Origin of the sequence: Marinicauda sp. Alg238-R41 (assembly GCF_947331485.1) — a bacterium.
In the GTDB taxonomy this organism is placed as follows: Bacteria; Pseudomonadota; Alphaproteobacteria; order Caulobacterales; family Maricaulaceae; genus Marinicauda; species Marinicauda pacifica.
Genome location: NZ_CAMZOJ010000001.1, coordinates 625,410 through 638,663 on the forward strand (window position 1 = coordinate 625,410; position 13,254 = coordinate 638,663).

General features: G+C 63.6%; 15 protein-coding genes. 12 read left to right on the plus strand and 3 right to left on the minus strand.

Annotated elements, in window-relative coordinates; translation table 11 throughout:
• Positions 1-68: 68 nt before the first annotated feature.
• Together PGP17_RS02900 and PGP17_RS02905 are read left to right on the plus strand one after the other, a co-directional pair.
• The gene (locus PGP17_RS02900; protein ID WP_270374185.1) at positions 69-1,394 is read left to right on the plus strand and encodes a dicarboxylate/amino acid:cation symporter; all 1,326 of its coding nucleotides are present in this window, start codon (positions 69-71) and stop codon (positions 1,392-1,394) included.
• A gap of 58 nt (positions 1,395-1,452) precedes the next feature.
• Positions 1,453-1,770 (plus strand): hypothetical protein, encoded by a 318-nt coding sequence (locus tag PGP17_RS02905; RefSeq protein WP_135945562.1) that lies wholly within the window; start codon positions 1,453-1,455, stop codon positions 1,768-1,770.
• Between the two features lie 22 nt (positions 1,771-1,792).
• Here PGP17_RS02905 and PGP17_RS02910 read toward each other — a convergent pair whose 3' ends face one another.
• Complete coding sequence (locus PGP17_RS02910; RefSeq protein ID WP_270374186.1) at positions 1,793-2,557, minus strand: hypothetical protein; 765 nt, start codon at positions 2,555-2,557, stop codon at positions 1,793-1,795.
• Positions 2,558-2,562: 5 nt separating this feature from the next.
• Positions 2,563-3,510, minus strand: a complete 948-nt coding sequence (gshB, locus tag PGP17_RS02915; protein WP_270374187.1) for a glutathione synthase — start codon at positions 3,508-3,510, stop codon at positions 2,563-2,565.
• Between the two features lie 242 nt (positions 3,511-3,752).
• Here gshB and PGP17_RS02920 point away from each other — a divergent pair, with 242 nt between their 5' ends.
• The 10 genes from PGP17_RS02920 (at position 3,753) to rplS (ending at position 11,803) form a co-directional block, all read left to right on the plus strand.
• Positions 3,753-4,196: a very short patch repair endonuclease gene (locus tag PGP17_RS02920; protein WP_135945559.1), complete on the plus strand. Its 444-nt coding sequence runs from the start codon at positions 3,753-3,755 to the stop codon at positions 4,194-4,196.
• A gap of 29 nt (positions 4,197-4,225) precedes the next feature.
• Complete coding sequence (locus tag PGP17_RS02925; protein ID WP_270374188.1) at positions 4,226-5,569, plus strand: DNA cytosine methyltransferase; 1,344 nt, start codon at positions 4,226-4,228, stop codon at positions 5,567-5,569.
• Positions 5,562-6,362, plus strand: coding sequence for a hypothetical protein (locus PGP17_RS02930; protein ID WP_270374189.1), 801 nt, complete (start codon positions 5,562-5,564; stop codon positions 6,360-6,362). The genes PGP17_RS02925 and PGP17_RS02930 overlap by 8 nt, the downstream gene beginning before the upstream one ends.
• 113 nt (positions 6,363-6,475) lie before the next feature.
• Positions 6,476-7,378, plus strand: a complete 903-nt coding sequence (locus PGP17_RS02935) for an SDR family oxidoreductase (protein ID WP_270374190.1) — start codon at positions 6,476-6,478, stop codon at positions 7,376-7,378.
• Positions 7,379-7,386: 8 nt separating this feature from the next.
• Positions 7,387-7,653 carry a hypothetical protein gene (locus PGP17_RS02940; protein WP_270374191.1) on the plus strand — a complete coding sequence of 89 codons (267 nt, stop codon included), beginning with the start codon at positions 7,387-7,389 and terminating at the stop codon, positions 7,651-7,653.
• A gap of 339 nt (positions 7,654-7,992) precedes the next feature.
• A complete protein-coding gene (ffh, locus tag PGP17_RS02945; RefSeq protein ID WP_270374192.1) occupies positions 7,993-9,531 on the plus strand; it encodes a signal recognition particle protein in 1,539 nt (512 codons plus the stop codon).
• Between the two features lie 24 nt (positions 9,532-9,555).
• Positions 9,556-10,050 (plus strand): 30S ribosomal protein S16, encoded by a 495-nt coding sequence (gene rpsP, locus PGP17_RS14940; protein WP_442915119.1) that lies wholly within the window; start codon positions 9,556-9,558, stop codon positions 10,048-10,050.
• 120 nt (positions 10,051-10,170) lie between these two features.
• Positions 10,171-10,704, plus strand: coding sequence for a ribosome maturation factor RimM (rimM, locus tag PGP17_RS02955; RefSeq protein WP_270374193.1), 534 nt, complete (start codon positions 10,171-10,173; stop codon positions 10,702-10,704).
• Positions 10,701-11,405 (plus strand): tRNA (guanosine(37)-N1)-methyltransferase TrmD, encoded by a 705-nt coding sequence (trmD, locus tag PGP17_RS02960; protein WP_270374194.1) that lies wholly within the window; start codon positions 10,701-10,703, stop codon positions 11,403-11,405. Before rimM ends, trmD begins: the two co-directional genes overlap by 4 nt.
• Complete coding sequence (rplS, locus tag PGP17_RS02965) at positions 11,402-11,803, plus strand: 50S ribosomal protein L19 (RefSeq protein WP_270374195.1); 402 nt, start codon at positions 11,402-11,404, stop codon at positions 11,801-11,803. The genes trmD and rplS overlap by 4 nt, the downstream gene beginning before the upstream one ends.
• A 282-nt stretch (positions 11,804-12,085) precedes the next feature.
• Here rplS and PGP17_RS02970 read toward each other — a convergent pair whose 3' ends face one another.
• Positions 12,086-13,252, minus strand: a complete 1,167-nt coding sequence (locus tag PGP17_RS02970; protein WP_270374196.1) for a hypothetical protein — start codon at positions 13,250-13,252, stop codon at positions 12,086-12,088.
• Positions 13,253-13,254 lie beyond the last annotated feature (2 nt).

The window sequence follows — 13,254 nt, forward strand, 5'->3', positions numbered from 1 at the left end:
GCGATTGATTTTGGCCGCGCGGCGCTTAGGCTGCGCGGTCAAATCATGCGCGCGGGGAGGTGTGTCAGATGAAATGGTGGTTCGGAACCCAGCTCTGGAAGCGGGTGCTCGGCGCGCTGGTCCTGGGCGTGATCTTCGGTGCGGTCCTGGCCCAGATCATGGGCGGAACCGACGCGGCAGCCTGGCTTGAATCCTACGTCAAGCCGGTCGGCGACCTGTTCATCCGCCTGATCCGGATGCTGATCGTGCCGCTTATCCTGACCACGCTGGTGTCCGGTGTGGTCGCGCTCGGCGATCCGAAAAAACTCGGCTCGATCGGCCTGAAGACGATCGCGCTCTATTTCACCACCACCATCTTCGCCAATGTCATCGGGATCCTCTACGGCATCGCCTTCCGGCCCGGCGCGGGCGTGGATCTGGGCAATGCCGAGGCGGTGCCGGTCTCGACCGAAGCGCCCTCGCTGACCGAACGCCTGTTGGCCATCGTGCCGGAAAATCCCGTCGCCTCGCTGGCCGACGGCGATGTGCTGGCCATCATCTTCTTCGCCATCCTGCTGGGCATCGGCATTCTGCTGGCCGGGCGCGAAGGCAAGCTGATGGGCGATTTCTTCGGCAGCGCCGCCGACGTCATCCTGAAAGTCACCCATCTGGTCATGGAAATCGCGCCCTTCGGCGTCTTCGCGCTGGTGGCCCATACCGTGGCGCAGCAGGGGCTGGAGGCGCTGGCCGCCATCGCGATCCTGATCGCGGCGGTCTATCTGGGCCTCATCACCCATGCGGTCGTGGTCTATGGCGGGATCATCCGCTTCGTCCTGAACCTGCCGGTGATGAATTTCGTGCGCGGCATGATCGACGCGATCGCGGTCGCCTATTCCACCGCCAGCTCCAGCGCGACCCTGCCGGTGACGATCGCCAATGCGAGCGAAAACCTGGGCGTGAAGCGCTCCATCGCCGGCTCGGTCCTGCCGCTGGGCGCGACGATCAACATGGACGGCACCGCGCTGTATCTGGGCATACTGGCGCTGTTTACCGCGCAGGCCTTCGGCTACGACCTGACCTTCATGAACTATGTGATGATCGCGTTTACCGCGGCCATCGTGTCCATCGGGGCGGCCGGCATTCCCTCGGCCTCGATCTTCCTGCTGGCCATCGTGCTGGAGACATTCGGGGTCACGCCCGAACAGACGGCGATCATTGTCGGCTTCATCCTGCCGGTGGACCGGATCATGGACATGGCGCGCACCGCGCTGAACGTGACCGGAGACGCGACCGTGGCGACCGTGGTGGCCAAGTGGGAGGGCGAGCTGGACGAGGAGCTCTACCGCCATCCCGCCGACGTGCCCTACAAGCCCGAACCCGCGCCGCCGGAGGTCGCGGGCGCCGATCGCGACTGATCCGGCGGGACCGGGCGCGCGTAGGACAGGACAGTCAAGAGCCCTGCCGGAGCGCCCCATGCCCCTTCTTCGTCTTCTGTCCGCCGCGGGCGGACTTCTTCTCGCCGGCTTGATCGTCTGGGCCATGATGACGGCGGGCCAGAGCCTGTCGGAAGCCATTGCCTGGCTGGTGTCCGGGCCGTGGGGCGTGGTGACGCTCGCTGACCTCTATCTCGGCTTTGCGCTTCTTGCCGTGCTGATCTGGATGCTGGAGCCGGACAAGCGCATCGCCCTGCTCTTCATCTTGCCGCTGCCGCTGCTGGGCAATGTGTGGGCAGCCGTGTGGGTCGCGCTGCGGCTGAAGGCCGTGGCGGGGCGGTTGCGGGGTGCTGACTGAGGCGCGCGCGAGAGCCGCGCGATCAGGCGAAGCCTGAGAACGCGGCGAGGCGGCGGTCGCGTTCCTTGGCCATTTCCGGGTCGGCGACATTCTCGGCCAGGAATTGATCGACGCTCATGTGCAGGCCGAGCGCGTCTATGGCCATTTGCTGGGCTTCCCACTGACCGCCATAGGGGTGGGGGCCATGCTCGTGCTCGAAGCCCTCGACCAGCAGCGGCATATGCCCGGCGAGCGAGCGGTAGGCGACCATCCCGGCGGGCACGCAGGCGGGCGCATCGGCGACGGTGACGTCGTGGTGGTCATAGGTCTCGCCCAGATTCTCCGTCCCGTTCATCACCTCGAACTCGTCCGGGCCGAGCAGGGTCGCATACGCCTTGACCGAGGCGCCCTCATGCTCGGCAATCGTCGCGCCGATCGAGCCATAGGCGGCAAGATGCTTGCCGAAGGCGATGATGTGATCCGGCAGCGTCACGCGCAGCACCGGCACCACGACATTGTCCAGACGGCTCTGATACTTGCGGCGCAGCTGTACCGGCGCGGCATTGGAGCCGACCGCGACGACGGCATGATAGTCGCCGCGCTCGAACACTTTCGCGCGCTCCTCCCCGATCAGGTCGCGCACCTTGGCCTCCTGATTGCGGTAATGGGCGCGCCAGTCGCCGAAGCGCTCCGCGCCCGTGTCGGTCAGGAGCAGGGTGTGGCCGTCCACGAAGAGGAAGGAGGATTGCGGACGGGCGAACGGATAGGCGAGCGCCCACTGCATGCGCAGATTCTGGTCCGAGATCATGAAGTCTACCCCGCGCGCTTGGTTTCGATCCAGTCGGCCAGCATGGCACTGACATCGATTCCCGAAAAGCGCCTGAGCTCCTGAATGCCAGTCGGCGAGGTCACGTTGATCTCGGTCAGGTAGTCGCCGATCACGTCGATGCCGACAAACACCAGCCCGCGCCGCTTCAGCTCCGGCCCGATCGCCGCGCAGATTTCCAGATCGCGGGGGGAGAGCTCGCTCGCCATCGCCTGCCCGCCGACATGCATGTTGGCACGCACCTCGCCCTTGGCCGGGACGCGGTTGATCGCGCCGGCCGGCTCGCCATCGACCAGGATGACGCGCTTGTCGCCATTGGTGACGTCCGGCACGAAGGCCTGGGCCATCAGCGGATCGCGGCTGATCTGGGCGAACAGCTCCACCAGGGACGCCAGATTCTCCGTGCTCTCGCGCACGCGGAACACGCCCGCCCCGCCATTGCCGAAGAGCGGCTTGACCACGATGTCGCGCCCGTGCGCCTCGAAGAAGGCGCGGATGCGCTTCTCGCTCGACGTGATGAGCGTCGGGGGCATCAGCCCCTCGAAATGGGTGACGAAGAGCTTTTCCGGGGCGTCGCGCACATGGCGCGGATCGTTGACTACCAGAACCTCGGGCTGGAGATGCTCCAGGATATGGGTCGAGGTGATGTAGCTCATGTCGAACGGCGGATCCTGGCGCAGGAAGACCACGTCCATCGTGTGCAGGTCCAGCTCCTGGGGCGCCTCCAGCTCGACATGCTCGCCCTGCACGCGCTGGAGCCTTGTCACCTTGCGCGCGCTCGCGCTGACGCGCTGTCCGTTCAGCGCCAGGTCGCCCGGCCCGTAAACCCAGATCGCATGGCCGCGGGTAAAGCATTCGAGCGCAATGTCGAACGTGGAGTCGGCATTCACATTGACCCCGGTAATCGGGTCCATCTGGAAGGCAATGTTCAGCATGGGGCGGGTGTCTTTCGCGAGGCAGGGATCACAAGGCGGTTGTGTGAGAGGTAGGCGATGATGACGCGCGAGGGAAGGAGGGGACGAAAAGCGTCATGAGTACATAACAAGAACATATTGTTGACATGGGATATGCATGCGCCGATAAAGTCAGCGAGACTCCGTCAACGACCTTTCTGCCTAGCCGTGGTTGTGCGAGGGCTGAGGAAGCACGAAAAGCCGCAACCTGAAAGGACGGAGATTTGGTTGATACCCGGACGCCTGCACAGCGTCGCCGAATAATGCAGTCCGTTGCTAGCCAAAATACCGGCCCGGAGATGGTGGTTCGGCGCCTTCTTCATAGCCTCGGTTATCGGTACCGCCTTCACGATCGCCGGTTGCCTGGAACACCGGACATAGTCTTCAGGAAGAAAAAGAAGGCGATCTTTGTCCACGGATGTTTCTGGCACGCGCACGACTGCCCAAAGGGTAGGCCGCCACGTAGCCGAGAGGAATTCTGGCAAGAAAAGCGGAAGAAGAATACTGAGCGCGACGCTCGAAATATTGCAGAGCTGGAAGTCGAGGGCTGGTCGGTTCTAGTGGTTTGGCAGTGCGAGACGAAAGATCGGCAAACGCTTTCGTCAAGGCTGACCGCCTTTGTGGATAACGCAGAAAATCCGATCGACGAGAGCGACTCGAGTCACTAGTGTCTGCACAGGAACGGAGGTGAAGTCTCGTGACAAATCGCAGACCAATCGGAATCGATCTGTTCGCCGGCGTGGGCGGATTGAGTTTGGGGTTTGAGCAGGCAGGTTTCGATGTCGCTGCCGCCGTCGAAATCGATCCCGTGCATTGTGCGGCGCACAAGTTCAACTTTCCCGACACGGCTGTCATTCCGCATTCGGTCCAAAATATCTCCGGCGCGGATATCCGTAAGGCAGCCGGGATCGGAGAGCGCCGGGTGGATTGCGTCTTTGGCGGTGCGCCGTGCCAAGGATTCTCTCTCATCGGACACCGTGCCATCGACGATCCAAGAAATAGCTTGGTGAAAGATTTTGTCCGGATTGTCTCTGAGCTCGACGCTCGAAGCTTCGTTTTTGAAAATGTGAAAGGACTTACTGTCGGAAAGCACAAGCATTTCCTTGCAGAAGTCGTAGCCGAGTTCGAGGCGGCGGGGTATCAAGTCGTGACGCCCTGGAAGGTGCTCAATGCTGCGCACTACGGTACGCCGCAAAGCCGCGAACGCCTTATTCTCATGGGCGTAAAAAATGGGGAGAAACTCCCTGCCTACCCGGCGCCGAGCACCAACGTTGCTGGAAAAAAGAAGACCTTTGCCGACCTGCATTTCGGCCCTACGTGCCAAGATGCATTGGACGATCTTCCTGACGCGGATCAGTTCGCAGGATTGCTTTCGAGCGATTCCATTCGCGCGAGCCTTCGAGACAATCCGAGCGAATATGCAGCGCAAATGCGATGCCTTTCCAACGACGCTTGGCAGCTTGGACGACCTCGCAATTGGGATCCGGCGACGTTGACTTCGAGCGCGCGAACGGGACACACCGAAATTTCTCGCCGCCGCTTCGAAGAGACTGGGGAAGGTAAGGTCGAGCCGGTAAGTCGCTTTTTCAAGCTCTCACGTTCTGGCGTCTCGAATACGCTAAGGGCCGGGACCGATGGGGCGAGAGGTGCCTTCACCAGCCCTCGTCCAATTCATTACGAGCATCCAAGATGCGTCACGGTCCGCGAGATGGCCCGTCTTCATGGGTTCCCCGATTGGTTCAGATTCAATGTCACGAAGTGGCACGGCGCCAGGCAAATCGGAAATGCGGTACCTCCCCCTCTTGCGCGAGCGGTCGCTGAGCAGGTCCGCATCGCTCTCGGCGAGGAGGTCGATGCCCCGACCGCCGCTCTGAATCTCGGCGATGAAGCATTGCTTTGGATGGACTTGACTCAGGCCGCGGCTCACTTCGGCGTGAAGGCGCCGCCCAGCCGCCGCAACATGAAGAGCGGTGCGAAAAAGCGGAAACAGGCCGATATCGAACGCGAGCGGCTCGAAGCGCAGAGAGTAGCTCATGGCTAAACCACCGAGCCGCCAGAGGCAGATCGTTGAGGCAGTCTTTTTCGATCGGTACAAAAAGGGCGACTCTTCGATTCAATTCTCGAGGCCAGACCTTTTCGATGCATGTGAAAAACATGGCATTGAACCACTCGCAAATATGGGAGACGGCGCGCTCTACTCATATCGTTACCGCAGCAAGCTCCCCCAGAAAATTCTCGACACTCAGCCTTCCGGGAAAGAGTGGGTTATTCTCGGTCGCGGCATTTCACAGTACGAGTTTCGGCTTGTCTCGAAGAGTAATATCACGCCCAACGCGAGCCTTATTACTACAAAGATTCCGGAAGCTACTCCTGAGATTATTAAACGGTACGCGTTCAGCGACGAGCAGGCCCTCCTGGCGCGCATCCGCTACAACCGTCTCATCGATACATTCTTTGGAATTACGACCTATTCCCTGCAGAACCATCTCAGAACCACGGTCGGTACGATCGGCCAGATCGAGATCGACGAGATTTATGTCGGCGTTGATCGGGACGGTCGCCATTTCGTGATCCCCGCTCAGGCTAAAGTTGGAAACGACAAGATCGGTTATGCTCAGCTCTATCAAGACCTAGCCTATTGCAAGGAAAAGTATTCTAGCCTCGTGTGCCGCGCGCTCGCGGCAAAATTCATGACAGGCGGGACAATTGCGCTCTTTGAGCTGACCATCGACGGGGATTCGGTGAAAATAGTGCAGGAAAAGCACTATGATCTGGTGCCTGAGCGCGCGATCAGCGACGAGGAGCTCCGAGCCTACAATTCACGAGCAGTTTGATCCTTAATTAAGTTCTCCTTCCATTATCAGTGGGCTGTGGCGGAATAGGAACTCTCCTCGCTCTCGCCGGTTATCGCCATGCCTCCCCGACCGCGATGTGAAGAGAGACCGACATGGCCGATGACCGCTTCGATGCGCGCCTGCGCGATCCGCGTACGATGTATCCCGCACCGCCGTTTCCGCGCCAGCCTCAGGACAAGCCGGGCTTTACCGAAGAGATGGCGCCGCGCCCCGACCATGGCGAGGAGAGCTATGTGGGCAACGGCCGGCTGAAAGGGCGCAAGGCGCTGATTACCGGCGGGGATTCCGGGATCGGGCGGGCCGTGGCCATCGCCTATGCCCGCGAGGGGGCCGAGGTCGCGATCAATTATCTCGACGCCGAGGAGGAGGATGCCGCCTCGCTCGCCCGCCTGATCGAGGACGAGGGCGGGACGATCCATTGCCTGCCCGGCGACCTGAAGGACAAGGCGTTCTGCCGCCAGCTCGTCGAGCAGGCGCGCGAGGCGATGGGCGGGCTGGACATCCTGGTCGCCAATGCCGGCAAGCAAGTGCGCCAGCCGGGCATCGAAGAGATTTCCGACGAGCAGTTCGACGAGACGGTGCAGACCAATATCTACGCGCTGTTCTGGCTGACCAAGGCGGCCCTGAAGGCGATGCCGGCGGGCTCGGCCATCATTACCGTGACGTCCAACCAGGGCTTTTCGCCCGCGCCTTACCTGCTGGACTACGCCACCACCAAGTTTGCCATTCGCGGCTTTACCGAGGCGCTGGCCCAGGGCGCGATCGAACAGGGCATTCGCGTGAACGGGATTGCGCCCGGCCCGTTCTGGACCCCGCTCCAGCCGTCCGGCGGGCAGACGCAGGACAAGGTGGAGGAATTCGGCAAGGGCACACCCATGGGCCGGCCCGGCCAGCCGGCCGAGCTCGCACCCGCCTTCGTCTATCTCGCCTCCTCCGAATCCAGCTATGTGTGCGGCGAGATCATCGGCATTACCGGCGGCAAGCCGATCAGCTGAGGCGCGCCATGCCCGTGATGGACGAACCGGCCTGCCTCTATCTCGTGCACTGGCACGGCACCAACTGCGAGCGGCCGCCGGGCGATGACGTGTTTGCGCTCGGCCCCGGCCTGTTCCTGATCCAGACCGGCGCGACGAGGTCGCAGGTCTATCACGCGATCAAGCGCGCCTGCGCGCCCGACGCCCTGCTGGTCGCGCCGCTGGATGCCGCGCCGAAATTCAAGGGCTATGAGAGCGGGGCGCTGACCTGGCTGCGCGAACGGGGATGGGCGTAGGTCCGCCCCGTGGATAACTTGACTCGGCGGCGTGCCTCCCATATAGCCACCCGCTCACATCTGCAGGCGTATTGCGCTTGCCTTACCGGCACACGGAGCCCACCTGGCGGTGGGAGCACACTCCTGGAGGTCGGCGAGGTCCCCCGCTCGGCGAAGGCTCGCTCAGCGGGGCTCTTGGCGCGTGGGTTTTTGGATGGGCTGCCTCCGATCCTTCGAGGCCGGGCTGACGCCCGGCACCTCAGGATGAGGGAAGAGGATGGCAGAAACGGTAAGCCCTCATGCTGAGGTGCCCGCATAGCGGGCCTCGAAGCACGAGGGCGGGCAGAAGAGGCGGACTTCATGTTCGACGCGTTAAGCGAGAGGCTGACAGGGGTATTCGACCAGATTACCGGTCGCGGCTCGCTGTCTGAAAAGGATGTCGATGCGGCCCTGCGCGAAATCCGCGTGGCGCTGCTCGAGGCCGATGTCGCCCTGCCTGCGGTCAAGGATTTCGTCAAGCGCGTGCGCGAGAAGGCGGTCGGCGAGGATGTGATCCGCGCCGTGGCGCCCGGTCAGCAAGTCGTCAAGATTGTCCATGACGAGCTGGTTCACCTGCTCGGCGGCGAGGGCGAGCCGGAAGGCCTGCACCTGGAGGGCGAGCCCCCGGTCGCGATCCTGATGGCCGGCCTGCAGGGCTCGGGCAAGACGACGACGTCGGCCAAGCTCGCCAAGCGCATCACCGAGACCCAGCGCAAGAAGGTGCTGGTCGCCTCGCTCGATACCCGCCGCCCGGCGGCGATGGAGCAGCTCGCCCAGATGGCCGAGCGCGCCGGCGTCGCCTCCCTGCCCATCGTGAAGGGCCAGTCGGCGGTCGAGATCGCCAAGCGCGCGATGAGTGCGGGCCGGCTGCAGGGCTATGACGTGGTCATCCTGGATACGGCGGGGCGCACCTCGATCGACGAGGAGATGATGGGCGAGGCGGCCAAGATCGCCGAGATCGCCCGTCCGCGCGAAACCCTGCTGGTCGCCGATGCGCTGACCGGCCAGGACGCGGTGGAAACCGCGCGCCGCTTTGACGAGCGCCTGAAGCTGACCGGCCTGGTGCTGACCCGGATGGACGGGGACGGGCGCGGCGGTGCGGCGCTGTCCATGCGCTGGGTCACCGGGCTGCCGATCAAGTTTCTCGGCACGTCTGAAAAGATTGACGGGCTGGACGCGTTCGACGCGAAACGCCTGGCGGGCCGGATTCTCGGGCGCGGCGACATCGTCTCCCTGGTGGAAAAAGCCTCCGCCGACGTCGACCAGGACAAGGCCGAAAAGCTCGCCAGGAAGATGGCGAAGGGCAAGTTCGACCTGGAAGACATGCGCGACCAGCTCAAACAGCTTCAGAAGATGGGCGGCCTGTCCGGGATCATGGGATTCCTGCCCGGCATGAACAAGGCGATGAAGGGCCAGATGGCCAGCGCCGGGTTCGACGACACGATGCTGAAACGCCAGGAGGCGATCATCCTGTCGATGACGCCGGCCGAGCGCGCCAAGCCGGACCTGATGAAGGCCAGCCGCAAGCGCCGCATCGCCAAGGGCGCGGGCGTCGAGGTGCCGGACGTCAACAAGCTGTTGAAAATGCACCGCCAGATGGCGGACATGATGAAGAAGATGGGCAAGAAGGGCGCCAAGGGCGGCATGCCGGGAATGCCGGGCATGCCCGGTGGCGGCAAGATGCCCCCCGGCTTTGACGATGCCACCGCCGATCTTCTGCAAGGACAAGCGCCCAAAGGCGCGAAAGGACTCCCCGGTCTGCCGGGCGGCGGGAGTTCAGGCGGTCTGCCCCCCGGATTCGGGGCAGGCGGGCCACTCGGGCCGGATGGCCTTCCGCTCGGCATGCCGAAAAAGAAATGATCTGACCTTAAAAGGACTTGAACTATGGCTGTTAAAATCCGTCTTTCCCGCGGTGGCGCGAAGAAGCGCCCCTACTACCGCATCGTCGTGGCCGATGCCCGCGATCCGCGCGATGGCCGCTTCATCGAGAAAATCGGGTCCTATAACCCGATGCTCCCCAAGGACAGCGAAGAACGCGTCAAGATCGACACCGAGCGTGCGGCCGAATGGCTGAAGCACGGCGCGGTGCCGACCGATCGCGTGGCGCGCTTCCTGGCCGATGCCGGCCTGGTCGAGTGGAAGCACGGCGACAACCCGAAGAAGGGCACGCCGGGCGAGAAGGCCAAGGAGCGCGAAGCCGAGCGCGCCGAGAAGGAAGCGGCCAAGAAGGAAGCCGAGGAAGAAGCCAAGGCCGCGGCGGCCGCTCCGGCTGCCGAAGAGGCCCCGGCTGAAGACGCGCCTGCCGAAGCTCCGGCCGAAGAGGCCAAGGCTGACGAAGCTCCGGCCGAAGCCGAAACGTCCGAAGAGACCAAGTCGTAAGGCTTTTTGCCTTCGACCTGGCCGCCCTCCCCGCGACAGCGTGTGCGGGACGCGTGAATCGTGACCTCCCGGAGCCCTTCAAGGCTCCGGGATTTCGCCGTTAGAGGCTAGACTGTCTGCATGGCTGCCAAACCCGACCTCGTCGTTATCGGTGCCATCGCCGGCGCGCATGGCGTGCAGGGCGAGGCGAAAGTGCGCGCGTTCGGCGATCCGGCCATGCTGGCGAGCTACGGCCCCTTCCTGGACGAGACCGGCGAGGTCGTGTTCACGCCCCGGCGCGCGCGCCATTCGGGCGGGGAGACGGTGATCGTCGTGTTCGAGGAGGACACGACGCGCGAAGCCCTGCTGGCGATGAAGGGCACGCTGCTCTACGTGTCGCGCGCCGCGCTGCCCGAGCCGGACGAGGACGAGTTCTACTATTCCGACCTGGTCGGGCTGGCGGTGGAAGATGCCGGCGGCGCGCCGCTGGGTCAGGTCAAGGCGGTGCAGAATTTCGGCGCGGGCGATCTTCTGGAGATCACCGGGCCGGACGGCGTCTGGTATCTGCCCTTCACCAAGGAGGCGGTGCCCCATCTCGACCTGAAGGCCGGCAGGCTGGTCGCCAACCCGCCAGAGGCGGAGGAGGCGGAGGAGGCAGGGGACGGGGACGCATGACCTTCACTGCGACATGCCTGACCCTGTATCCGGAGGCCTTTCCCGGGGCGCTGGGGGTTTCACTGCTGGAAACTGCCCGGAAGAACGGTATTTGGTCGCTGGAGACGGTGGACATCCGGTCTTTTTCCCGTCATAAGCACGCCTCCGTTGACGACACGCCTGCTGGCGGCGGCCCTGGTATGGTGCTGCGCCCGGACGTGGCGGCGGCGGCGATCGACAGCGTCGAGCTCGGCTCGCGCCCGTTGATCTACATGACACCGCGCGGAAAACCGCTGACCCAGGCCCGGGTTCGGGAATGGGCGGGCGGTCCGGGCGTTGTGGTGTTCTGCGGTCGTTTCGAAGGCCTTGACGAACGGGTCATCGAAGCCAGGCAGATGGAAGAGGTGAGTATCGGCGACGCCGTGCTGGCCGGCGGTGAAATTCCCGCGCAATACCTCATCGAGGCTTGCGTGAGACTGATCCCCGGCGTGCTCGGCAAGCTGGCCTCGACCGAAGACGAGAGTTTCGAGGGCGATTGTCTCGAATATCCTCACTACACCCGTCCGCGGGTCTGGGAGGGCCGGGACATCCCCGACGTGCTGCTTTCGGGCGACCACGCAAAGGTCGAACGCTGGCGGCGTGAGAAGAGTGAAGAGATAACGCAACGGCGCCGGCCGGATCTCTGGTCGAGATATCAGCGGCGTGATGGAGAAGAGCGATGAACCTGATCCAACAGCTCGAGCAGGAAGAAGCCTCCCGCGTGATGGGCGAGAAGTCCCATCCCGATTTTTCCGCAGGCGACACCCTGTCGGTCAATGTGTGGATTCGTGAAGGCGAGCGCCAGCGTGTTCAGCGCTTCGACGGCGTCTGCATTGCGCGGTCCGGCTCCGGCCTCAACCAGAGCTTCACGGTCCGCAAGATTTCCTTCGGCGAAGGCGTCGAGCGGGTTTTCCAGCTCTACTCCCCGCTGATCGAGTCCATCGAGATCAAGAAAAAAGGTCATGTGCGCCGCGCCAAGCTGTACTATCTGCGCGATCGCCGCGGCAAGTCGGCCCGGATTTCCGAGCGTACGACCGGTCACGGTATCGAGGCGCGCCCGGCCAAAGGCGGCAATTCCTAAGCCGCTGGTGCCGCCGACCCGATAAGAAGACGCCCGCCGGGTCTCCGGCGGGCGTTTTTCGTTGTGCCGGGGAGGCGTTCCGTAGAGGCGGTGAAGCCTTGCTCCTCCTCTTTCCCAGCGAATGCTGGGATCCCGGGATCGTCGGACACGACCGGGGATGGCGTCCGGGTCTCCGCACAGACGGACCCACACGCTGGAGGCGATGGCGCCCACGCTCTCTGGGTCCTGACTTGCGTCAGGAAAGAGGGAGAGTCGGGAAAAGCGGGGTCGGGCTGACGAGCGTCAACCGGTGCGCAGACGCTGGAAGGTGGCAAACTCCGCCCAGTCCACGCGGGCCGCGTCGTCCTCGCGCGCGATGGCGCTCGACAGGCTCGGGAGGAGCTGGCAGGCATCCTCATGGGTGACCCGGCCCAGCCGGTTCTGGCGCTTCCAGTAGGTCCAGTAGGTGGTCAGGTGGGTCAGCGCGGCGACGTGATCGCCGATCGAGCGGAACAGGTCGGGCGCACGCAGCAGCAGCATGCACATCGATTGCGGCTCGCCATCGCGCACGAAGCGCGCGACCGTTTCCAGATAGGTCATGCGCGCCTGTTTCAGCTCGTCCCAGCGCACGCGGATACTCTCGCGCATATTGACGATCGGGCGCTGGAGCGGGCGGTGGCGATAGACCCGGTCCTCGCGTTCGAGCGTCGCCAGATCGGTCAGAAGCTGGGTCAGGCTGCGCGCCAGCGTGTCGGCCGACCACATATAATAGAGGATGCCCTTCCAGCCATAGATGCCCTCGTTGAACTCGGACTCCACCATGTGCAGGGCATAGCGCAGCTGGTCGCGGGCCTGACTTTCGGTTTCCTCGAACAGGACCTTGGCCAGGCGCTCGGACTTTTTCTGCGAGGTCTGGCCGCTCGTCGCCAGCTGGCCGATTTCGGCCATGTGCTTGAAGACGAAGGCGCGCAGGTGGGACTCATCGTTCGTGTTCAGCGTCAGGAAGCGCGGGTCGATTTCGCGGCTGCCGAACTGGACCTTCAGCAGATAGGGGTCGAAGGACGGGCTGCGCGACAGGATCTGGAGCGTCTCCATGTCGTCGATGAATTGTTCGTTCAGGGTCGGATCGTCTTCCGGACCGTCGAGACGGCCCATGAATTCGACCAGCCGGGCTTCGAAATTGCCCGCTTCCAGAAACATCCAGAACGCGCCGAGCGTGAGGTCGTGACGGTCGATCGGCAGGACGAGCTTGGTCACGATGGGCCGGCGCGAATAGACGAAGCTCGCCTCGTGGCGGCGCAGATTGTGCTTGATGAGGAAGCAGCGATTGAGCCGGTCGTTGTGAAACAACGGCTTGGGGGAGTCCTTCAGGTCGGGAAAGCGCTGGTGGAGCCCGTACAGATCCAGCACTCGCGGTGAGCAGCCCCCGCGCACCAGGCGCTTGAGGTCGTTGGGTTTCTGGATGAGCACGT